The sequence below is a fragment of the Massilia pseudoviolaceinigra genome (assembly GCF_030846505.1).
Classification (GTDB): Bacteria; Pseudomonadota; Gammaproteobacteria; order Burkholderiales; family Burkholderiaceae_D; genus Telluria_A; species Telluria_A violaceinigra.
Genome location: NZ_JAVCWL010000033.1, coordinates 71,763 through 94,015, shown reverse-complemented (window position 1 = coordinate 94,015; position 22,253 = coordinate 71,763). Strand labels below are relative to the sequence as shown.

At 61.6% G+C, this 22,253-nt stretch carries 23 protein-coding genes; 15 read left to right on the top strand and 8 right to left on the bottom strand.

Annotated features, from left to right (window positions below; translation table 11 throughout):
- Positions 1–236 precede the first annotated feature (236 nt).
- Positions 237–1,412 (top strand): hypothetical protein, encoded by a 1,176-nt coding sequence (locus tag RBA40_RS26580; RefSeq protein WP_306651274.1) that lies wholly within the window; start codon positions 237–239, stop codon positions 1,410–1,412.
- Positions 1,413–1,733: 321 nt separating this feature from the next.
- A complete protein-coding gene (locus tag RBA40_RS26575; RefSeq protein ID WP_306651272.1) occupies positions 1,734–2,219 on the top strand; it encodes a VOC family protein in 486 nt (161 codons plus the stop codon).
- Positions 2,220–2,228: 9 nt separating this feature from the next.
- Here the strand turns inward: RBA40_RS26575 and RBA40_RS26570 are convergent, their stop codons facing one another.
- Both RBA40_RS26570 and RBA40_RS26565 read right to left on the bottom strand, forming a co-directional pair.
- On the bottom strand, positions 2,229–3,359 hold the full coding sequence (locus RBA40_RS26570) for an acyltransferase family protein (protein WP_306651270.1): 1,131 nt from the start codon (positions 3,357–3,359) through the stop codon (positions 2,229–2,231).
- 220 nt (positions 3,360–3,579) lie between these two features.
- Positions 3,580–4,041: a cupin domain-containing protein gene (locus RBA40_RS26565; RefSeq protein ID WP_306651269.1), complete on the bottom strand. Its 462-nt coding sequence runs from the start codon at positions 4,039–4,041 to the stop codon at positions 3,580–3,582.
- Between the two features lie 107 nt (positions 4,042–4,148).
- Between RBA40_RS26565 and RBA40_RS26560 the strand changes: the two genes are divergently transcribed.
- Positions 4,149–4,970, top strand: coding sequence for an ATP-grasp domain-containing protein (locus RBA40_RS26560; protein WP_306651268.1), 822 nt, complete (start codon positions 4,149–4,151; stop codon positions 4,968–4,970).
- 23 nt (positions 4,971–4,993) lie between these two features.
- Positions 4,994–5,464, top strand: coding sequence for a hypothetical protein (locus RBA40_RS26555; RefSeq protein WP_306651267.1), 471 nt, complete (start codon positions 4,994–4,996; stop codon positions 5,462–5,464).
- 19 nt (positions 5,465–5,483) lie between these two features.
- Here the strand turns inward: RBA40_RS26555 and RBA40_RS26550 are convergent, their stop codons facing one another.
- A complete protein-coding gene (locus RBA40_RS26550; RefSeq protein ID WP_306627916.1) occupies positions 5,484–5,852 on the bottom strand; it encodes a hypothetical protein in 369 nt (122 codons plus the stop codon).
- Between the two features lie 262 nt (positions 5,853–6,114).
- Between RBA40_RS26550 and RBA40_RS26545 the strand changes: the two genes are divergently transcribed.
- The 8 genes from RBA40_RS26545 (at position 6,115) to RBA40_RS26510 (ending at position 13,268) form a co-directional block, all read left to right on the top strand.
- Complete coding sequence (locus RBA40_RS26545; protein ID WP_306651265.1) at positions 6,115–7,185, top strand: OmpA family protein; 1,071 nt, start codon at positions 6,115–6,117, stop codon at positions 7,183–7,185.
- A 218-nt stretch (positions 7,186–7,403) separates the two neighbouring features.
- Positions 7,404–8,468 carry an OmpA family protein gene (locus tag RBA40_RS26540; protein ID WP_306651264.1) on the top strand — a complete coding sequence of 355 codons (1,065 nt, stop codon included), beginning with the start codon at positions 7,404–7,406 and terminating at the stop codon, positions 8,466–8,468.
- A gap of 162 nt (positions 8,469–8,630) precedes the next feature.
- Positions 8,631–9,689 carry an OmpA family protein gene (locus tag RBA40_RS26535; protein ID WP_306651263.1) on the top strand — a complete coding sequence of 353 codons (1,059 nt, stop codon included), beginning with the start codon at positions 8,631–8,633 and terminating at the stop codon, positions 9,687–9,689.
- A gap of 218 nt (positions 9,690–9,907) precedes the next feature.
- Positions 9,908–10,672, top strand: coding sequence for an OBAP family protein (locus RBA40_RS26530; protein WP_306651262.1), 765 nt, complete (start codon positions 9,908–9,910; stop codon positions 10,670–10,672).
- A gap of 135 nt (positions 10,673–10,807) precedes the next feature.
- Positions 10,808–11,026, top strand: coding sequence for a hypothetical protein (locus RBA40_RS26525; RefSeq protein ID WP_306651261.1), 219 nt, complete (start codon positions 10,808–10,810; stop codon positions 11,024–11,026).
- A gap of 120 nt (positions 11,027–11,146) precedes the next feature.
- Positions 11,147–11,605, top strand: coding sequence for a hypothetical protein (locus tag RBA40_RS26520; protein ID WP_306651260.1), 459 nt, complete (start codon positions 11,147–11,149; stop codon positions 11,603–11,605).
- A gap of 449 nt (positions 11,606–12,054) precedes the next feature.
- On the top strand, positions 12,055–12,591 hold the full coding sequence (locus tag RBA40_RS26515) for a PAAR domain-containing protein (protein WP_306651259.1): 537 nt from the start codon (positions 12,055–12,057) through the stop codon (positions 12,589–12,591).
- Positions 12,592–12,599: 8 nt separating this feature from the next.
- Positions 12,600–13,268, top strand: a complete 669-nt coding sequence (locus tag RBA40_RS26510) for a lysozyme family protein (protein WP_306651258.1) — start codon at positions 12,600–12,602, stop codon at positions 13,266–13,268.
- A gap of 174 nt (positions 13,269–13,442) precedes the next feature.
- Here the strand turns inward: RBA40_RS26510 and RBA40_RS26505 are convergent, their stop codons facing one another.
- Positions 13,443–14,390, bottom strand: coding sequence for an SMP-30/gluconolactonase/LRE family protein (locus RBA40_RS26505; RefSeq protein WP_306651256.1), 948 nt, complete (start codon positions 14,388–14,390; stop codon positions 13,443–13,445).
- A gap of 93 nt (positions 14,391–14,483) precedes the next feature.
- On the opposite strand from RBA40_RS26505, the gene RBA40_RS26500 reads away from it, so the two are divergent.
- The gene (locus RBA40_RS26500) at positions 14,484–16,721 is read left to right on the top strand and encodes an SMP-30/gluconolactonase/LRE family protein (RefSeq protein ID WP_306651254.1); all 2,238 of its coding nucleotides are present in this window, start codon (positions 14,484–14,486) and stop codon (positions 16,719–16,721) included.
- Between the two features lie 43 nt (positions 16,722–16,764).
- Here the strand turns inward: RBA40_RS26500 and RBA40_RS26495 are convergent, their stop codons facing one another.
- The gene (locus RBA40_RS26495) at positions 16,765–17,427 is read right to left on the bottom strand and encodes a CCXG family PEP-CTERM protein (RefSeq protein WP_306651252.1); all 663 of its coding nucleotides are present in this window, start codon (positions 17,425–17,427) and stop codon (positions 16,765–16,767) included.
- A gap of 375 nt (positions 17,428–17,802) precedes the next feature.
- On the bottom strand, positions 17,803–19,092 hold the full coding sequence (locus RBA40_RS26490; RefSeq protein WP_306651251.1) for a D-amino acid dehydrogenase: 1,290 nt from the start codon (positions 19,090–19,092) through the stop codon (positions 17,803–17,805).
- Positions 19,093–19,195: 103 nt separating this feature from the next.
- Between RBA40_RS26490 and RBA40_RS26485 the strand changes: the two genes are divergently transcribed.
- Entirely contained in the window at positions 19,196–19,699 is a 504-nt protein-coding gene (locus RBA40_RS26485) for an Lrp/AsnC ligand binding domain-containing protein (RefSeq protein WP_306651249.1), read from the top strand.
- Between the two features lie 92 nt (positions 19,700–19,791).
- On the opposite strand, the gene RBA40_RS26480 is transcribed toward RBA40_RS26485, so the two are convergent.
- Both RBA40_RS26480 and RBA40_RS26475 read right to left on the bottom strand, forming a co-directional pair.
- Positions 19,792–20,622 carry a GNAT family protein gene (locus tag RBA40_RS26480; RefSeq protein ID WP_306651247.1) on the bottom strand — a complete coding sequence of 277 codons (831 nt, stop codon included), beginning with the start codon at positions 20,620–20,622 and terminating at the stop codon, positions 19,792–19,794.
- Between the two features lie 234 nt (positions 20,623–20,856).
- Entirely contained in the window at positions 20,857–21,714 is an 858-nt protein-coding gene (locus RBA40_RS26475; RefSeq protein WP_306651245.1) for a pirin family protein, read from the bottom strand.
- Between the two features lie 151 nt (positions 21,715–21,865).
- Between RBA40_RS26475 and RBA40_RS26470 the strand changes: the two genes are divergently transcribed.
- The gene (locus RBA40_RS26470) at positions 21,866–22,153 is read left to right on the top strand and encodes a DUF378 domain-containing protein (protein WP_306651243.1); all 288 of its coding nucleotides are present in this window, start codon (positions 21,866–21,868) and stop codon (positions 22,151–22,153) included.
- Positions 22,154–22,253: the final 100 nt, after the last annotated feature.

Below are 22,253 nucleotides of genomic sequence, written 5' to 3'. Positions count from 1 at the left end.
CCGTGCCGCGTTTTCGCTGTGTGGGCCAGCGTTGGGCTGCTGATCGTGACGGCAGAACTCGTTCTTGTTGTAGCGGATGAGACGGCTGTATTGGAACGGAAGATCGGCACGCATGCGGGACTGCCGCTAAAATCGACAGTATCGGCCCCGCCGTCGATAAATAGTCTGCGAGCAGATTCGGCCGATCTGCAGATTTTGAATCGGCCCATACCTGCCATTGATCGGCGATGAAAACGATGAACAAGATGGATCCCTACAGTACCTACGTCATTCTCAATGAAGAATTTTCCCAGTCTCTGGGCCATTCCTGGAAGCACGATATCCCGGACGGACTCGTGCTGAAAATCGCTGAATTTATCGATGCCCATCCGACAGACATGATGACGGCCTACTATGCCAAGTCATTGCTTGCCAAGTTCTTCCGAAAAAGAACAAAAAAACGGTCGGAAAACCTCTTTAACTCATTAAATTCGTATCTGAGAAATAAAAGCTTCTTAGTCAAAATATTTCTCGAATATCGACGCGATGAGCAAAATCCCTTCTACGCCGAAAATCATGACATTGCGGCCATCTGGGCCGCGATCCACGATCTTGATGGCTATGACAAAGCAAATTACATCGGTAAATTTTCACATTTGTTCACCGACGACATAGCCCGCTTGTCGTATCAATCCATTCTGGAGATGCCCGACCTATACAAGACAAGAGCTCTTGGGGGAATTTATCCCAGAATGGATAAGCTTCACAAGGCGGAGATTTTTTCCTATATATGCCAACAATTTCTCTCTGGATTGCCGGAGGCCGCGTATCAGCTCAAGCGGATGTTTCCGCACTTGGACAAGGAACCCAGAACCGAGGTGATTTCTCTCCATCTTGGTATGCCGGACGTGCCGGAAGAATTTATCGCCTACCTCGTCATCCGCAATGCGCAATATCTACAGCCCGCAGATGCAGACAGGATGGCGGCGAGGGTCAGGATGTTCCCCACGGATTATTTCAGGAACCGCTGCCTGCTGAAGCTTGCCGCGTACTTGCGCGACGGTGAAGTTGAAGAATTGTTCGAGCAATTTATGGTCGACTTCAACACGCTGGAACCGGACGCGGATTTGATACACAACCTTTACCATTTTGGCGCTGTTCTAAAAACATTGGAAAAGAGCGATGTCGTTAGCATGGCGTTGGAAAAAATCGCTTGTCTTGACGATTCCGAGAGCGAACTTTACGATCAACAAAAATATAAGGAAATGATGTTCATCACGCCCCTCCTGACCGAAGCGAATAAAGCAAGAGCAATGGGTATCGCAGACACTGTGAATGGCGGCTACAAGAGAAACCTTATTGCAAAACTGCGGGTCCATTTTTCCCAGAGCAAAGGATTTTGTGGACTCAGGGGGGCGCCAATATGTTGTTGAGGGGCTGCGCCGGGGCGTCCGCAGTTGGTTCCATCCGATGGTTCATGTCAGTTCAAGTGCTAATAACCTGCTGAGTTCCGCGATGTTTGCTGCGGCTACCTTCGGGGCTGATCGATGGAATGGCCTTAAAAACAGCGAGTCCCGCGCCATCACGAACGCCGTGCAGCTACGCGGCCCAGAACTGCGCGCGCTGCCGGAATGTGCGGCATTGACGAATCCCGACAACGACATTAGTCTCCTACGACGGACCAAGGTCCCCTCATGCGGCTCTGGTTTTTCGCGGTAACGTATGCCCGGGTTCAACTCTTCAGGAGGCAAGCAATGAACAGCAAGAACACGATCTGTCTTTGGTACGACGGCGACGCCGTCGACGCCGCAAACTTTTACGCAGAAACCTTTCCCGACAGCGCAGTCCATGCGATTCACCGCGCACCGGGCAATTATCCCGATGGCAAAGAGGGCGATGTACTCACGGTCGAGTTCACCGTCGTCGGCATTGCCTGCCTCGGGCTCAATGGCGGCCCGCATTTCAAGCACAGCGAAGCCTTTTCCTTCCTGATCGCGACCGACGACCAAGCCGAAACCGACCGCTTGTGGAACGCCATCGTCAGCAATGGTGGCCAGGAAAGCGAATGCGGCTGGTGCAAGGACCGCTGGGGATTGTCCTGGCAAATCGCCCCGCGCGTCCTGACCGACGCAGTATTTGGCACGGACCGCGCCGCGGCCAAGCGCGCGTTCGATGCGATGATGACGATGAAAAAGATCGATATCGCCACGATAGAACGGGCAGTGCGTGACCGGGATTGATCCGCTTAATTAAATGAATGCCGTGCGCGACGAAGCTACCTCAGTGACGGATTGCATGGCGCGTCCCAAGGGAAGCTCCACGCACCGGTAAAATGCGGCGCCCGCCATCAGGCTGGCACCCCAGGCAACCAGCATGCCCAGCGCTTGATAGGTCGGCTCAGGCGGTACGAAGCGGGTAAACGCGGCATTCATCACCAGGCATACCGGGAAATGGATCAGGAATACCGAATAAGAGATCTGCGCGAGACGATTCACCGCCGACATGCCCCAGTATGAATATGATCCAGTGCGCGCACGGCCGAACAAGAACAGGACGCACGCCACCACCAGCGCCACCGCAATGCGCAGACGGAAGTCCAGTGCCAGCGCGAGCAGCGTTGGCAACACGATCATTGCCACCAGCAGCGCAGCCGCGCGTGGCCGGCGTGCCGGATCGCTCGCCAGCCAGGCCATGATGCCGAGTCCATAGCTTCCGAAGAAATAGGGCGCCCACTCATCCCAGTCGGGATCGCGATTGAAGTACAGGAGCGACATGCTGATCCCGATGACAAACACCGCAGGCATCAGCCAGCGCCGCAATCGGCTGCCGGAAAAGCGTCCGCACAGCCAGACCAGCAAGGCCACCACTGCATACAACTGGAAATCGATCGCGACGTACCACGCTCCTGCCGACAGGGAGTCGTAGCCCAGCACGCCCTGCAGCAGCAGCGCATGCGCCGCCAGTTGCAGAAAATCGGGCGGGGCGGAGATGGAATCGTGCGTCATCCATCGGTTGGCCAGCGCGGAAGCGGCAACGGCGAACAGGATCGCCACCATAAACGGCGGAACCAGCTTGGCATACCGTCGCCACACGGTTCCCAGCGGATTGATCAAGCCTGGCTGGCCTTTCGGGAACAAGGACTTGGCGACGAGAAATCCGCCGATCACGAGGAAGACCTGCACCGCGATGCGCGCGAATGAATCGAGCCAGTCGATTACGTCGGGCATCAGGGGCCGCGCGTAGTCCGCCATGGGGCCGTAGAAGGCCAGGTGGTGCAAGACAATTAATTGTGCCGCGATGGCTTTCAACAGATTGATGAGTCCAAACTGCCCCGGGGCGCTTGTCTTGGCCCCGGATACTTTTTCTACAACGACAGCCATGCAAACCTCTTCCAAAACCTCGACCGCGCAAGCTGCGCATCGGTCGACACCAGCCAGTCATAAGCAATGACTGCTGTTAACAATTTGTTAGCATAGCGTATGCTGCCAGGCTGTGGCGTATGGATGAGTTACCGGATGTTACGCGGCTGCGCCCGACATCCGGGCCGCGCTGCGCTTTACAGGGCCGCGCAGGAGCATCGTAGTCGGGCAGGATTGAGCTTCAATATGGACTCGATGCGGGTTCTCCGGCAGTGTTCATCCAGATGTCGTCAGGCAGTGAGCGGTCGCGGTGGCACACCCGATCATGGTCGGGATAGGTGATCCTGTCGACTGGAGCGCGGGTGCCGACCACCAGGCAGCGCGTTGGCGATGCGCTGCGATTCCACAGAAAATGGCCGACCGCGTCGCCTGCGCGGAAAGTCGCCGCGTCGCCGGGCTTGAGGATTGTTTCGGCATCGCCTTCGACCAAGGTCACGTGGCCTTCCAGGACATAGACCAATTCATCTTCCGCGCTGTGCCAGTGCTTGATCGACGAGCGCGTGCCCGGTTGCAGCACCTCCACGAAGGCGCCAAACTGCGTCAGTCCCCCGGCTTCTGAAATCCAGAGCGTCTGGTTGGGTTCGGCCAATCCCTCGACCAAGCCTTCTTCTTTGATAAAGCCATCAGGCGTTAGCGCGGTCATGCGTGTATTCCTTTCATGAGTGACAGAGACGAGACGGTGAGTCATTATCGAATGCGAGCGCGACAGAGTTTGCGCAGGGCCTGATTTTACGCTGAACGCTATTTTCGTTGCCTTACGTTGGCGCGGCTGCGACACTGGGCGGCCGTGGGCATCAACGTTTATTTGGAACCGTCATGCATTGGGTTATTCAACAAAGTATTTTCAAGCCGGGAAATTACCAGTTGCTGGTTAATGCGCTCGATACGCTCGGCATTTCCCACACGTCGGTCGCAATTGCCAACGGGACGTTCGACATGCTTCCCGATGTGAATCCGGAAGGGAAGGTCTACGTCTGCGGCGCCATCAAGCTCGCCAGGATCGCCCGCGACAAGGGCTGGGTTCCCGGCAGTCTGTTGAACGAAAATTTCAAGTTCGATATCTGGCTCGCGCAACTCGGCTCCGAGCTGCTCAATCACGACATCGAGACCGGCACGCTGGCGGACGTACGCACCGGCCACCTGGCAAAGTTCTTTATCCGCCCGTGCGAAGATAACAAGGCGTTCGACGGCATGGTGATGGACAGCGAGATGATCGCCGACTGGCGGCGCGATCCGGCCAAAGCGCAACTGCAAAAGATCGACGTCATCGTTTCGCCGGTCAAGGCGATTTATCGTGAATACCGCCTGTTTATCGTGAACCGCAAGGTGGTGGCCGGCTCGGTGTACCGGATCGGCGGCCGCGTGGAGATCTCGCCCGACGTGGAAGACGATGTCCTCGACTATGCACGCGGCGTGATCGATACCTGGACCCCGGCGCAGTCATTCGTCATGGATGTCTGCCTGACGCAGGAAGGACTGAAGGTGATCGAATTCAATAACATCAACAGCTCGGGTTTTTACGCGATCAATGTTCCCAAATATGTCGAAGCGATTCAAACACACCATGGTTAATAGCAGCGGGGAAGGTGAGCAACATGGAGTCGAACGAGGCTGTCCAAGGCGCGAAGCGAATGCGTAACGCGATCAATACCGAAGCGCTTGGCGCGCACTGGAAAGACAGCGGCGTTGACATGCTCGCGCCGGTGAGCGCATTGCAAGTGCAGCAGGCATTCGCTGCTGCCGGTTCAATCGCTTGCGCCGACGTGATTGCGCTGTACGGCATCCTGGGTGGAATGTGGGAGATGGATAGCGAATATTGGCGCCTGTGGTCTCTGGATGAGATCATTGAGGCGAATGATGCGCCTTCTGACGCCGGGATTCTGTTTTCGGACTATTGCATAGACTGTTACCATTTTCGACTCAAGTATGTTGACGAAACGGTATCCGAGGTGTGGTACGAGGGTTATGACGGCGGTCCGCCGGTCCGCGTCGCCGCCAGCCTGTCGGACTTTCTCGACCTCTACATGCGCAATCCCGATGCGGTTCTGAATGCGCCCAGGCGCTGAGCCGGAGCGCGATGCGCGCTTACGCGCAGACGCTGGCCAGGAAATCGGCCACGCTGGCTTTTTTCAGAATCAGGCCGGAGGCGGCTGCATACGGATCGAACTGGCGCTGCATTCCGCCAGGGAAGGGGACGCGCACGCTGATCCGCTCGCCATCGACCTGCACCGACGCATTTGCCGTATCGAGCAGATACTGCGAAATGAAAGCGCCCACCAGACCCACGAAGAACCCCAGATCCTCGCGCGCCACCGTTTGCGCCTGCAGCCACTGGCTGAACGGCCCACGCAAGGCGTCCAGATCGAGCGGTTCGCCCGGCGCATGCAATCCGGTTTGGGTCAGCACTGCATCGAGCATCGGCCGGGCTTCTTCGAGAACTTTGTACGGGTCCATGTTTCTTATATGAGTGTGGGAGCGGGCCGGCGGCCGCGCATTCGGGGCGCCATCATACCATCGACGGGCAGGCGCGCCCGGGCGCGGCGAGCGGCGCAGGGCCTGCGCGCGCTGGCCGCCGCGACCGGATCGAACCGGTAGAACACGGCCGCTATTACCGGTTGCGATGGATCAGCTCCCGTGTATCATCGGCTTGTCTTTATGCAATTGTTATACTTTTCCCTGCACCGTCAGGCCGATCCCTTTTTATCCATTGCCCGCCATGACCATACAACGCAACGCCGCCCTTTGCCTGCCGATTTTGCTTGCCCTAGCCATCACCGGATGCAAGCCGAAACCACCGGTCGAATCCGTGCCGGCGCCCGTTGCGGCGCCTGTGGCAAGCGTTCCCGCCCCTGCGCCGTCGCCTGCCGTGGTGCCAGCGCCGGTGGCCGCCACGCCGCCGCCGGCGTCCGCCAGCGCCGACGTCGTCGACCTCGACCAGATCGCGGTCATCAGCAAGCCGATGCCGCCGTTCCCGTTTGTCGATTACCCCGAAAACATCGGTGAACAGAAACAGCAAACCAAGGCGTCCGACTTCGACCAGTTGCACCTGATCGTCGGTAACAAGGTGCAGGCCGTCGAAGGGCGTTTCCGGCGGCTGGTGTTTGAACTGGCCGATGCCAAGGTGTCGCGCTTCCAGGCGCTGCGCGATTACGCCAAGGCGGCAACCGACATGGGTGGCGTCAAGGTCAATACCAGCAAGCCGAAAGACGAGGCCTTCGAGAAGGTGAATGGCGTTTTCACCGATGCCATGGCCAGGAAGCTGGATTATCCGAATGAAAACTACAGCTACGAAACCTATTTTTTCCCGACGCCGACCGGCCGCAAATGGATGCTGATCATGGCCAACGATAACAGTGTGCGCGTTACGTCTATCGAAGAAAAACAGACGGCATCGATGGTCAAGATGGTGACCGCCGCCGTCATGAAGTCGGAACTCGATAGCAAGGGCCGGGTGGCCCTCTACATTAACTTCGACACCGACAAGGCGGCGATCCGCCCGGACGGCAAACCGGCGGTCGACGAAATCGCCGCGCTGATGAAAAAGGAAACCGCGCTGCACCTGTCCGTCGAAGGGCACACTGATAACGTGGGCGACAAGGCCCGCAATGCGACCTTGTCGCGCGAACGCGCGCAAGCGGTGGTGCAGGCCCTGGTGAGCGACGGTATCGACGGCGCCCGCCTGAACGCCGCCGGCCACGGCTCGGACAAGCCGCTGGTGGACAACGGCAGCGAAGAGGGCCGCGCAAAGAACCGCCGCGTCGAACTGGTCAAGGTCGTCAAAGGCTGACCATCAGGGGCGCCCCGCGCCGTCCCATCACACCGGCGGCACCCGGCGATGTGCCCGGTGCGCGCTGGCCGCCAAGGGCAAAGCGAACCGGTAAAACGCCGCCGCTATTACCGATTGCGATTGATTAACACCCGTGTATGATCGCCTTGTTTTTATGTAATCGTTATTTAAATCCCTGCACTGTCAGGCCCATCCTTTTTTCGCTCCGACTGCCCGCCATGACCAAACAATTCAACGCCGCTCTTTGCCTTTCGATCTCGCTTGCCTTCGCCGTGACCGGATGCAAGCCGAAACCGCCGGCCGCGCCAGCCGAGGCGCCCGTCGCCAGCGCGCCGGCCGTGGTGGCGCCCGCAGCGCAAGCGCCAGCGGCCGCTGCGACCCCAACCCCAACCCCGGCGGCCGACAGCACCGGCGTCGGCGCCGACCTCGATAAAATCGCGGTCATCACCAAGCCGCTGCCGCCATTCCCGTTTATCGATTATCCGAAGACCATCAGTGAGGGAGACCGGACTACCGACGAATCCGACTTCGACCAGGTACACCTGATCGTCGGTAACAAGGTGCACCCTGTCGAAGGTCGCTTCCGCCTGATTTCGTTCAATCTGGAGAAAGCGAAGATTTCAAAATTTCAGGCGCAGCGCGATTACACCAAGGCAGCCGTGGACATGGGCGGCGTGAAGGTCAATACCGTCACGCCGGATGACGATAAATTCGTGGAGGCGCATGGCGGCGACAGGTATGCCCTGGATAAGAAATTGAATTTCCACGGCAACTCCAGCAGCTATGACGTGTACTTTGTTCCGACCCCGACGGGCCGCAAATGGATGCTCATCATGATCAATGACAGCGGCGTGCGGATCCTGTCCGTCGAAGAAAAACAGACGGCTTCGTCGGTGAACATGGTGACCGCCGCCGTGATGAAGTCGGAACTCGACAGCAAGGGCCACATTGCGCTGTACATTAACTTCGATACCGACAAGGCAACCCTGCGCGCCGACGGCAAACCGGCGGTCGACGAAATCGCCGCGCTGATGAAAAAGGAAACCGCGCTGAAGCTGTCGGTAGAAGGCCATACCGATAACGTGGGCAACAAGGCCCGCAACGTGACCCTGTCGCGCGAACGCGCGCAAGCCGTGGTGCAGGCCCTGGTGAGCGATGGCATCGACAGCACCCGTCTGAGCGCCGCCGGCCATGGTGCGGAAAAGCCGGTGATGGACAATGGCAGCGAAGACGGCCGCGCAAAGAACCGCCGCGTGGAGCTGGTCAAGGTCGTCAAAGGCTGACCGTCAGTCCGGGGCGCTGCAATCGGCCGCGCTACTGGAGCAATGCGCTAAAACGCCGCCGCGATGACCGTGGCGGTAGATCGGCTGCATACCTTGCTTAATGTAGTTCTTTTACTTTTTCCTGCACCGCCAGGCCAATTCATTTCATTACGATTGCACGACATGACCAAACAATTCAACGCCGCTCTTTGCCTGTCGATCTCGCTCGCCTTTGCCATCAGCGGATGCAAGCCGAAAGCACCGGCCGATCCGGTGCAGGCGCCAGTGGCAAGCGCACCGGCGAGCGTGCCGGAACCGGCCGCCGCACCGGCAGCGGTACCGAGCCCGACGCCGGCCGCGGCCAGCGCCGCGGCTGTTGTGGACCTCGACAAGATCGCGGTTATCGCCAAGCCGGTGCCACCGTTCCCGTTCATCGATTACCCGCCAGCCGTGGATAAACAGTATTACAGCACCAAGGAGTCCGATTTCGACCAGGTGCATCTGATCCTCGGCGATAAAGTGCATGCGGTCGAAGGGCGTGTCCGGGCCATCCACTTCACTTTGCACAAGGCCAATATCTCGCAATTCCAGGCCCAGCGCGATTACACCAAGGCGGTGCTGGACATGGGGGGCATCAAGGTCAATACCGCCAAGCCGCACGACAGTGCGTTCCTTGCGGCCCATGGCGACGATCAAAGCGAGCTCGATAAAAAGCTGCGCTATGAGTTTCATACCTATTCCTATGAGGCGTATTTCTTGCCGACCGCCACCGGCCGCAAATGGATTGTGCTGATGGTGAGCGACGAAGCTGTGGATATCATTTCCGTCGAGGAAAAACAGACCGCTTCTTCGGTGAAGGTCGTGACCGCCTCCGCCATGAAGTCGGAACTCGACAGCAAGGGCCATGTCGCGCTGTACATCAACTTTGACACCGACAAGGCTGCCATTCGTCCGGACGGCAAGCCGGCGGTCGACGAAATCGCCGCGCTGATGAAGAAGGAAGCCGCGCTGCGCCTGTCGGTTGAAGGCCACACCGACAACGTGGGCGACAAGGCCCGCAACGTGACCTTGTCGCGCGAACGCGCGCAAGCGGTGGTGCAGGCCCTGGTCAGCGACGGCATCGACAGCGCCCGCCTGAGCGCCGCCGGCCATGGTGCGGAAAAGCCGGTCACGGACAATGGCAGCGAAGATGGCCGGGCAAAAAACCGCCGCGTCGAACTGGTCAAGGTTGCCAAGGGCTGAGCGCTGCAAGGGGGGCGATGCGGTAGCGGGCGCGGACGGCGGCACCGATGAAGAAAAACGCAGGCAGCGCCCGGTGCTGCCTCGCCCTCCAAAACGTGGCTCCGGCATCATCTGTGTCGCTCCCGTAACGCGTGGCGCAAAGTGCGCGGCTGCGCTACCGTATCAGTGAACAAACGGCGTGGGAACCTCCGCGCCGTCACACTTTTCGGGAGCTGTTTATGACACGCACGCATCTTTCCACGGCGCTGGCAGCCCTGCTGCTGACGATGTCCTCAAGCTGGGCCCAAGAAAAAGTGGCGCCCGCGCAAACGCCGCCCGGGGCCGACAAGGCGCCCAAGACCATCGCGCTCGAAGCCGGCGCCAAACTCTTGCAAAGCAATAGTCCGGTCGCCGGTTTCGATATCTATCTGGTCGGTTTTCACCCCATGAAGGACCATCCCGAACACCAGATGGAAGCGCATCATTATTGCCACCAGATGAACGAGGATTTCGCCCAGTGCGTCCTGTTCGACAGCAACACCAAAAAAGCGAACATGCACGGCGTCGAGTACATCATTTCCGAGACCTTGTTCGAAACCTTGCCGGCCGAGGAAAAGAAATTCTGGCATCCGCACAACGGCGAAATCCTCAGCGGCCAGCTGATGGCGCCCGGGATCCCCAAGATCGCCGAAAAAGCGCTGATGAAGTCCAAGATGAACAGCTACGGCAAAACCTGGCACGTATGGAATACCGGCCACATGGGCCAGCCGAACGACAAGCTGCCAATGGGCGAACCCATGCTGGCCTGGTCCTTCAGCCGCGACGGCGAAGCGCAGCCCGGCCTGGTCGAAGAGCGCGACCGCCGCATGAAGCTCGACACCGCCAGAACCCGCAAGGACCGCGCCGATCTCGTCAAACTGGCCAAACCGCAAACGGGCACGGACGACCTCAAGGGCAAGTTTGCGCGCCCAACGCGCGAGATTCCTGGCGTGACGAATAAATAAGCGAGCCGGATGCTCGCCGCAAAGGGTGGTCAGCTCCTGCATGCATGGGGCACCTGACGAAAAACAGCGCTGCTCTGTACGACAGCCTGCAGTCTTGCCGGTGCGACCGCTTTTGCCGATGCCAGTGGATTTCCAGTGCTTGCCCTTGCGTGTCCCGATTGCTGCGGGAAGGTCATCGATGCCTATGGCTGGGAAATCCTGTCGGAAAAATTTGGCGACACTTCCACCAGGATCGGCGGCTATGACAATGTCAGGTTTTTTACGGGCCCGGTCACCCTCAAGCTCGCGCAAAACAAGGCCCACGAGATCCTCGATACCGCGTTGAACAGTCCGCGCACGGTTGTCCCGCAATAAGCCATGCGCTGCGGATGGTCAACGACATGCACTTTTTTTTATTGCGCTTTTTATGTTTTCTTGTGACGACAAATAAGCCAGAATAGCGGCTCATTTTCCCTCATAGAAGAAAAGATAACCATGTTTGATCGCTTCGTAAGACCCCTGGCCTGCGCCGGCCTGGTCGTGTTCCTGACGGCATGCGCCGCCACTGGCCCGAAATTTGCAACGGTAGAAAATACCCTTCCCGCCGTGGCGGACAAGACCGGACGTTTATTCTTCTACCGCGAATATTCGTCCTTCGGCGCCGGCATGCGTCCCGATATTTTCGCGTGCGGCGCCAAGGTCGGGGAATCCATTCCAGGCGGTATGTTCTATGCGGATTTGCCGGCCGGCGACTGCGAGATCGCCATCCCTTCGGTCATGTATCCGGGTGAGCGCAAAATCAGCGTGACCGTCGGTACTCCGAAAGTGCTTTATTTCAGGACCTGGATGGGTGCATCGAGCTTTGGCGGGCGCACCAATATCGAAGAGGTGAGCGCGGGCGAGGCCCTTACGGCAATGCAGGACCTGGCCCTGACGAACGAAAAAAAGAACTGATCGGCCATTCAAAAATAAGTCAATCGCCCAACAGCGCAGCCGGCAACAGGCCCGCTCCCTGGGAATATTTGCGCCCCATGCGATGGGCATGCGTTCCGGCAAAGTGAAGAGGGTGGCCGCCGACGTCGTGCTTTGCCGTGCGCGCCGTCACGCCGCGCGCGTTCCAGGCCGAGGCGTTGCGACGCCGGCTGCGCGGCACCAGCAGGGCAGGACGGCTGCGATGGACGATCGTTGCGGACCCTGTTCAGCCTGCTAGCTAGCAATGGTTTGCTTGAGCGATGTCAAGCCTCCAACAGCGTCGAAACGTAACCTTGGCATATGTCAGGCGCCCCGGTGCCGCTAACGCCAGCTTGTTTATGTCGTCGCAAAGGAAGAGCCATGAAACTGACCTCCCATCCCGTCGTTCCCGCAGGAGCCAGCCGCAGTCCAGCCACGCGGAGCCTGCCGCAATGAGGCGCTATACCATCACCCTCGGGGCCACCACGACCGCCGGCGGGCGCGTCATGTCGGCCAGCGGCAGCGGCTGCATCAACGGCGTGCCCATCGCACTCGAGGGCGACCTGGTAGCCTGTCCCGCATGCAAGGCGACCGGGCGCATCCTGTGCGTCGGACCGCGCATCCCCGAAATGTCCGACGGCAAACACGTCGCGCTCGAAAACGATTTATGCACCTGCCGCTGCTCGCCTCCACCCAAGCTGCTGCCGGTGCAGATCATGCGCAGTCAGGTGCTCAAGGATACCGGGCGCGCCCTGTCCAACACCAATGACAGCGACCCGTCGTACCCATCCCGCAGCGCGCCGCGCGGCCCCAGCTTCAACGAGCGCTTCGTGCTGCTCGACGAAGAAACCGGCGACCCGCTGGTCCACAAGGAATACGCGGTGGTACGCGCCAGCGGGCAGCTCGAATTCGGCACCTCGGACCGCAACGGCTACACGCACTTGCTGTCAACGACCGCGGTGCCCGAGTCCGTCGAAATCTTTGTCTAGGAAGCAGCATGAGCGCGACCCTCATTTCGCCGTCCGGCGCCGTCCTGCACCACCGGGCGCGCGTGAGCACCACGCCGGCCGATGAAGCCGAAGCGAAGGCGGTGCGTATCCGGCTCGAGAAAGCATGCCGGCTTGAAGAAAATCGCGTCTACCTCAAGCAGCCCAACATCCGCGCCTTCCTGCGCGCGATGTGCCACAGCCTCGGCGGCGGCGTCGATTTTCTCGATGGCGCCATCCGCGGCCGGCGCAGCGACCCGTGGCGCTTCACCGATTTCTCCACCCATCCCGGCCCTGGACACGACGGCAAGAGTACCGCCGCCGGCCTGTACCGCATCACGCGCGAGATATGGGAAGAGTACGGCGCGCGCATGGACCTGACCGATTTCTGTGCCGAAACGCAGGAACTGATTGCCGTGGAAGTGCTGCGGGGATTGGGTGTGCTGGGGAAAATCCAGGCCGGCGACATCGACGCCACGCTGGTGATGGCCTCGGCCTGCTGGCCGGGCTTGCCCAAAACGCCAGCCAGCCAGGCGCGCTTTGCGGCGCCGGACGCGGCGTACGAGAGCTTCCTGCACAAATACGGCGAGTGCGGTGGCACCATCAATCCGCAGGCCGGTGGCGGCGCGCGTGGCCAGGGCGGCCCGTTGCGCCCGGACCTGCCGCCAGCGCGCCCTTAAGCCGCCGGGCGCCTGCGCTGCGGCCTCACCCTGCACTGTGCCACGGCGCGCATCGCCGCGTCATGGTTGCGCTCCGGGCCTGCGTTTGCAGCGATGCCGGTATCCTCGCTATCTTGTTGCCAGCGGCACGGCATCGCCGCCATCGTTCTCGCCAGCGCCTGCTCGGCTTGGTGCTTACTGCGCCGCTTTGACGCCGCCGGTCTGGCGCTGCTGCCATTCCAGTCCCGGACGTGCCACGCGAAATTGCAGCAGCTGCCCGTTCTCCACCTCGGTCACGTACGCGGTGCGGCCATCCGGCCCGCCGAAACTGATATTGCTCGGCTTCTTGCCGGGCAGGGCAATCTCGGCCAGGATGCGTCCCTGCGGCGACATCTTGACCACCGTGCCCTTGCCGATGCGCGTCACGTACAGGTTGCCGTCGACATCGACGCGCATGCCGTCGAGCCCGAAATCGGCAAAACTGGCGATGCGGCGCTTGCCGCCGAGCGTGCCATCGGGCGCAATGGTGAACGCCCAGATATGGCGCTGCACGCTCTCGTTCACATACAGGGTGCGCCCGTCCGGGCTGACGTCGATGCCGTTGGCAGTGCCGAGCTGGTCGGCCGCGAGCGTGACCTTGCCGTCCGGATCGATGCGCCACACGCGCCCCGCATTCTTCTTCCAGTCCGGATCGCTTGCATAGATGACCCCAGCCGCCGTGATGGTCAGGTCGTTCGGCTGGCTCATGGCGGCCTCGCGCGCATGGACGGCGACGGCGCCGCTGGCCGGGTCGATGCGGTAAATCGTGTGTTCCACGTAGTCGGCCACATACATCGCGCCATCGGGCCCGAAGCGGATGCCGTTGGCCACACTGGTGCCGGGCAGGGTCACGAACACCTCGGCCTCGCCGTTCGGCTTGACCTTGCCGATGGTTTGCTGGCGCGCGAAATTGACTGCGTACACATTACCGGCGGCATCGACCGCCGGCCCTTCCACGCCGGAGGTGAACGATTGCGGCGCCGTCAGGGCGCTGGCCACGTGCAGGCGTTCCAGCATGGCCGGAGGCGCGCCGGCGGCCACGGCGTGGCCCGCCTGGCAGGCGGCAAAGGCCAGCGCGCACGCCAGCCGGGTCGAGGTATCCATTGAACTCCGATCAGGAAAAATGCCGGTCATCCGGCCGGCACCTAGTGTACTTGATGATGAGGTAAGCTTCGTGTTTTGATAATGCTGAGCCAGGTGACGAGTTTGAATGGTAAATACAAGAAGCCGCTGGTGATAGCGGCGGCCATCGGCGCCATTGGCGCGGGCGGCATTTGGTACGCGCTGCAACCGGGCGGGCAGCCGGCGGTCCGTAAAGTGGCGGCCATGGTCGGCATCAAACCGCAGCCGACCGTGCTGGGCTGGCCGGTGAGCATCGGCACCGTGGCCGGCAGCAGCGGCAGCGCCGGATTCGCCGATGGCGCCGCGGCGCAGGCGCGCTTTTCCGACCCCTTCGGCCTCGTGATCGACCGCGACGGCAACGTGTTCGTGGCCGATGCGGGCGAGAACAACCGCATCCGCAAAATCACGCCTGAGGGCGTCGTCTCCACCCTGGCCGGCAGACGCGAAGGCTTTGCCGACGGCACTGGCGCCGCCGCCGGGTTTCACACGCCGTCCGGCATAGCCATCGATGCTGCCGGCAACCTGTTCGTCGCCGATACCGGCAACAACGCGGTCCGCAAGATCACGCCGTCTGGCGTGGTCAGCACCATCGGCGGCACCGGCGTGGCCGGCTACCGTGACGGCAAGGCGGGGGAGGCCCAGTTCAACGGACCGGTCGGCGTGGCGGTCGACAAGGCCGGCGTGGTGTACGTGGCCGACACCTATAACGACCGCATCCGCAAGATCGCGCTTGACGGTACGGTCAGCACGCTCGCCGGCGGCGCGCCCGGCTACGTCGACGGACCGGCTGCCGCCGCCCAGTTCGACACGCCCACCTCGGTCGTGGTCGACGCCACAGGCAACCTGTATGTGGCCGACACCAGCAACGGCGCGGTGCGCAAGCTGGCGCCGGACGGCCAGGTGATCACCCTGGCCATTGCCCCGGAAGACGCCGAAAAACCGCTGCTGCGGCGCCCGGTCGGCCTGGCGCTCACGCATGACGGTTTTCTGTACGTGGGCGATATCTGGCGCGGACGCATCCTGCAGGTCAGCCCCGACGGCAGCTTGCGCGGCCTGACCGGGATTGGCGTCGATATCGACATCGGCGACGACAAGTCGCTGCGCTTGAGCCGGCCGAGTGCGATTGCGCTCGACCGCACCGGCGCGCTGTACGTGGCCGATGCCGTGAAGCGCACCGTGCACCGGGTCTCGCCGCGGCTTGACGGCGCGACCGCGGTGCTGGCGCCCAAGGCGCCGGCGCTGGTCGCCACGGGGACCGCGCCGGTTGCGGCGGCATCGACTGCGTCCCAGCCTGTTGCGGCAGCGTTGCCCGCGCCCGCAGCGCCGGCCGCGGCCGGGCGCTTTCCGTGGCCGTTCAAGCCGCAGGATCAGCGCCACGAAGTGGTCGGCACGATCGGCGAAGTGCGCGGCAGCTACGGCGGCGAAAGCCGGCATCACTTTCACAGCGGCCTCGATGTCCAGGCCAACATGGGCGTGCCGGTACTGGCGGTGGCCGACGAAAAAGTCAGCAGCCCGGTGCCCAACTGGGCCTTCGGCGACGTCGGCGAAGGCATGAGCGTCGACAGCATGGCCTACATCCACATGCGGGTAGGGCGCACGGTCAAGGATGCGCCGCTCGACCCGGCGCGCTTCATCATGCTCGACAACGAAAAGGGCAAGGCGGCGCGCATGCGCGTCAAGCGCGGCACGCGTTTCCATGTGGGCGAAGCGCTCGGCACGGTCAACCGCATGTTCCACGTGCACCTCGTGTACCAGCCGGGCGGGGCGGAAGCCAACCCGCTGACTTTGCCGTTCACCGGTTTCAGCGACCAGGTGGCGCCGCGCATCGACAAGATTCAGTTGGTCGACGCGGCCGGCACGGCGCTGGCGCGCAAGCCGGGCAAGCGGGTGATGGTGGCGCGCGGCACGGGCCCGCTGGGGATCGTGGTCGATGCCTACGACCAGGCCGATGGAAACGCCGCGCGGCGCAAGCTGGGTTTGTACAAGGTCGGTTACCAGGTGCTGCAGGCGGACGGCACGCCGGTCGCCGGGTTCGACAAGCCGCTGATCAACATCGAATTCAACAAGCTGCCGCCGGACCCGGAAAGCGTCAAGCTGGCGTACGCCGACAATAGCGGCATCACCGTGTACGGCAGCGCGACGACGCGGTTCCTGTACGTGGTGACCAACACCGTGCGCGACGGCGTGGCCAAAACCGGGGGATGGGACCCGGCCGCGCTGGCGCCGGGCGACTACCTGATCCGCATCTTCGCGGCCGATTACGTCGGCAACGAAGCGCTCAACGGACGCGATTTGCCGATCACGGTGGAGTGACGGGCAGGGGAGGCCGATCTGAGACCGGCCTGCCGGCCGCTGCTCAGGCGCTGATTTTTGCCGGCCGATCGCGGCGGCGGGTCATGAATCCCAGCATGGCCATGCCGGTCAGGAACATGGCATAGGTTTCCGGTTCCGGGACCGCGCTGACGAGATTATCCGACGTGCTGAAGCTGGTGAACGTGCCGGTTGGGGCCATGAACTGCGCTTGCTGGGCGCCATCGCAGCATCCTTCGAAGCCATAGATCGTCAGGGTGTGGTTGCCCGCGCCCAGGTTCACTGTGGCATTGAAATACTGCGATGGATTGGCGTACTGGCCGTCCCACCACATATCGTGGCTTTTCGAGTCGAGCGCCACGTCGTTCAAGAACAGCGCGCCGCCGTAGCCGAAATCGACGCCTGCGCGGAACTGCCAGACGCCGGCATTGGCTTCGCTGACGCCGAAGCTGATGGTCGACTTGAGCGCGAAGTTACTGCCGCCACCGAACAGACTGGCGTGGGTGATGTTGTTATACGAATCGACGCTGGTTTTCGCGTAGGTGGCGCCCTGGAGCGCACCGTTGACGGCGCTCCGATAGGCCGCGGCGTCGGCCAGGATGCCGGACGGGGTGGCGGAAGCCGATTCGATCACGATCGTGCTTGCGCCGACATTGCCGGCAAGCGCCATGGAAGCGGCAGCCAACATCCATGAGATTTTCTTATTCATATTTTTTCCTGGACAAGGACCGCGCGCGCAAATGGTGCGCGGTCGGGATGAAAGAGAGTTTTCGCTCCGCACGAGCGTCCAAGGCATGCGATGGACGGTCAATCTGGGTGCTGGCGCTGAATCACGGTGTACCGGATAGTCATCCGGTGCACGAACAGTAGTCAAAGAATAACATAGATGCGCGGTGGAAAAACATTGCTCGCAAGTGTGTTTACGTTTTACAACTAACCAAACTCCTACGGCTGACCTCCAAACGCCTACAACCGGGGTCAGTACAATCGGGGTCAGAGCTCCAATCAGCAACAAAAATATTGCTAATCAGAGCTCTGACCCCGGTTGTAGGGGCTTTTACTGCTGTAGTAGGAGCTTTTGGTGTCAGGCGTTGGCGAGGTCGAGCCGCCCGTCGCTGCCGCGGCCGTGGTAGCGGCCAGCCGACAGGTCGTCGAAGCGGATTGCCGGGCGCCTGGCCGACATCAGGTCGGCCAGCATCTGCGCGGAGCCGCACGACATGGTCCAGCCCAACGTGCCGTGCCCGGTGTTGAGGAACAGATTGCCCAGCGCGGTGCGCCCGACGATCGGGGTGCCATCCGGCGTCATCGGCCGCAGCCCGGTCCAGAAGGTGGCGCGCGCACTGTCGCCCGCGCCCGGAAACAGGTCGTTGACGACCATTTCTAGGGTGGCGCGGCGGCGCGGATTGAGGCGCTGGTCGAAGCCGGCAATCTCGGCCATGCCGCCGACGCGGATGCGGTCGTCGAAGCGGGTTACGGCAATCTTGTAGCTCTCATCCAGAATGGTCGAGACCGGCGCCTTGCTGGCGTCCGTGATCGGCACGGTGATCGAGTAGCCTTTCATCGGGTACACGGGAATGTCGACGATCGATTTGAGCAGCGCGGTCGAGTGCGCGCCGAGCGCGACCACATAGGCATCGCCCTGCACCAGTTCATCGCCGCAATGCACGCCGCTGATCGCGTTGCCCGTCACCGCCAGGCGGTCGATGGGGACGTTGTAGCGGAAGCGAACGCCCAGCGCTTCGGCCATCGCGGCCAGGCGCGTGGTGAACAGCTGGCAGTCGCCAGTCTCGTCATTGGGCAGGCGCAGGGCGCCGACCAGCTTGTCCTTGACCAGCGCCAGTGCCGGTTCGGCCTGGCCGAGCTGGTCGCGCGTGAGCAGTTCGTAGGGCACGCCGGAATCCTGCAGCACCTTGATGTCTTTTTCCGCGCTGGCAAACTGCTGTTCGGTACGGAACAACTGCATGGTGCCGCGCTGCCGGCTTTCGTAGCTGATGCCGGCTTCTTCACGCAGGGTCTTGAAACAGTCGCGGCTGTACTCGGCCAGGCGCACCATGCGTTCCTTGTTGACCGCGTAACGGTCGGCCGTGCAGTTGCGCAGCATGTCCCACATCCATTTGAGCTGGAAGGTGGTGCCGTCAGGCGTGATCGACAGCGGCGCGTGGCGCTGCAGCATCCATTTCATGGCCTTGAGGGGAATGCCGGGCGCGGCCCACGGAGAGGCGTAGCCGGGCGAAATCTGGCCCGCATTGGCGAAGCTCGTTTCCAGCGCCGGACCGGGCTGGCGGTCGAGCACGGTGACGTCGTGGCCGGCCTTGGCCAGGTAGTAGGCGGTGGTTACGCCGATAACGCCGCTGCCCAAAATGACGACACGCATGGTCTCTCCGGAAGAATAAATGTGGATTCAAGAATTTCCGCTATATTATTGCGATTCAACCAGTCTTTGTTCACGTATAACTGCACTTATTTAGTGGAATTTCATGCGAATCGTTAAAGAATCGACCCGCAGCCTCGATAAGCTCGACCGCCACATCCTGCGCATCCTGCAACACGAAGGCCGCATTTCGATGAAGGACCTGGGCGAGCGGGTCGGCCTGTCGGTCACGCCCTGCATCGAGCGCGTCAAGCGCATGGAGCGCGACGGCGTCATCAGCGGTTATTACGCGCGCGTCGCTCCGGCCGCGCTGGGCGCCAAGCTGCTGGTGTTTGTGGAAATTACGCTGAACCAGAAGTCGGCCTCGGCCTTCGAGCAGTTCCGGCGCGAGGTGCTGCGCATTCCCGAGGTGCAGGAATGCCATCTGGTGTCGGGCGATTTCGACTACCTGATCAAGGCGCGCATCCACGAGATGGCGGAGTACCGCAAGCTGCTCGGCGACATGCTGCTGCAGTTGCCCGGCGCGGCCCAATCGAAGAGCTATGTGGTGATGGAGGAGATCAAGGAGACGCTGGTGCTGTCGACCGAGGCACTGCTCCATTCTGGCTGATATCGATGTGTGGCGTGAAACCGGGCGGCGCGACCGGTACCTGAACATCAATGACGGTGTTGAGGAAAAGCCGCGCAGCCGCGCCTACCTGATCATGTCTTCACAAACGACCATATGGCGGCGGCAATGATCAGAATGACGATCAGTGGACCGGCGAGGGCGTAAAGTCCCCACAAGGTACGCCGAAGTGCCCAGCGTAGCGGCCTGGCTTGCGCCCGTTCGATTTCGCTGCGCAGGCTCTTGATTGTCTGCTCCTGGCGGGATATGTCGACGTTGACGGAGTTGAGGTGACTGCGCAGTTCCCCGATATAGTCACGAATGTCCCGCTCCAGCACGTTTTCCTTCCACGTCTCGACGGGGGTGAGCGCATCAACGCGCATGGGACGGGATAGACCCTCACGCTGTTCCGTATCACGGTAAACAAATTCCAGGCCAAACCGCTCATAGAAACGATTGCGCCGGGCTTTGTTTCCATCGTCGGCCTGGCCTGCGAGCAGCTCGATGGCGTTGACGGTGGCAGCCGGCCATTGCTGTGCCCACATCACGATCTCGTTCATCAAATAGGTGCCGATGCGCTGTCCCCGCAGTTCTGGCGGGTCAAGGAAAACGGTTCCCTTGCCCATGTCGCCGGAAGTGAGGGAAACGCGTGGCTCACCCTCGAAACCACGGGAATAACTGCCTGCGAAAAAGCTCACTCCAGCCATGCGAGCGGACCTCGATTCAATACGTTCGAAGGAGATCTGGATCGATGCACTGTGGATCGCATTGTCCCGATCGCGAACGATCGTCACTTCGCGTTCGACCAGAAACCATGCGATGGCAGGCTCATCCGGGGTATCGCGCTTGCGCACTTCCAACACGTAAATGCGGGGCTTGATGTGATTTCCACTGTGCCACTTGCTTTGAAAGGATGGAATAGTCATCCGTCACCATCAGTAAAGTAGGATTTTTTTCGAGATTCGTTAGTCATGGCAGGCGCGGCTAATCGGTATCTGAGCGGGCGCGTGAGCAGCGACCGGATGGCCCCGATTGCCGGACGCAACACGATGAGGGCCACGTCGGGATTCGCGTATTCGCGTCATCAGGGCTGATCAGAACAGATTGCGTCCGCAGCCTTTGCCGCACGGGCATGGGACGCCTCTGCGCCCCATGCCGCTTTAGCGCAAGGTCTGGAAACGCCCGGCCTCGAAGTCAGCGATGGCGGTCTGGATTTCCTCGCGCGTATTCATCACGAACGGTCCGTGCGACACCACCGGCTCGCCGAGCGGGGTGGCGTGGCCGAAGATCAGCAGGGCGTCGGTTTCGGCGCTGATGCTGAGGGCGTCGCCTTCTTCGTTCAGTTCGGCCAGATGGAAGGCGTCGGCGCGGTCGCCGTTCACCTCGACGGTGCCGCGCACCACATACAGGAACACGTTGCGCGCGCGCAGGTCCGGCACGTGCAACTGGCCGCCGGCGCGCATCGCCACCGTGCTCATGAAGACGCCGGTCAGCGAATGCACCGGGCCCTGGTTGCCGTTCCATTCGCCGGCGATCAGGCGCAGGTCGACCTTGCCGCCGTCGAGTGCGATGCCCGGAATATCGCCTTGCTGCAGCCCGGTGTAGGCCGGCGCGGTCAGCTTCAGGCGTCCCGGCAAGTTGATCCACAACTGCAGGATCTCGAGTTGCCCGCCTTGCTCGCGAAATTCCGGCGGCGAGACTTCGGCGTGCACGATGCCGCTGCCGGCGGTCATCCATTGCACGCCGCCGGCGCCGATGATGCTCTCGTGCCCAGCGCTATCGTTGTGCATCAGCGTGCCGTCGACGATGAAAGTGACGGTCTCGAAACCGCGGTGCGGATGCGGTCCGAACGGCAGGCCGCGGTTGCCCGGCGGGTAGTGCTGCGGTCCGTGATGATTGAGGAACAGGAAGGGATCGATCTGGTCGGCGTACGGGCCCGGCAGCGGGCGCTGGGTCAGCAGGTCGCCGATGTCGTCGCGTTGCGCCGGATGCAGGCGCTTGATGCTTTTTTCGCTCATGGGCTCATTCCTTCGATGGTGGTTTCGTCCCTCACCATACCTGAAGCGCCGCGCGCACGGCGTCGGCCTGCACGATGGCGAAAACTTTGTGCCCCGGTTTGCTGTCCTACCGGGACGCCACCATTCTGGTGGAGACCACAAGGAGGCAATAATGGCAACAATGAACGCACCCGCAAACGAACGCCGCCACATTCCGGAACGCCGCAACTCCGGCAGCGCGTTGCACTCGACTCACTTTTCCGCCATGGACTGGTTGGCGATGGTCTTGATGATCGTCGGCGGCATCAACTGGGGTCTGGTCGGGGCCTTCGAGTTCGACCTGGTGGCGGCGCTGTTCGGCGATGGCACCATCTGGTCACGCCTGGTGTATGCGCTGGTCGGCATCGCGTCGCTGTACGGTATTTACCTGCTGAGCAAGATGGCCGCGCGGCAGCATTAGCGGCGTCCGCTTGCGGCGCCCGCTTGCGGCGCCCGCTTCGGTCGCGACCTTGGGGCAGCGCTTGCGCCACGCCCTTGGGCCGCGCCCTTGCGGCCGCGCC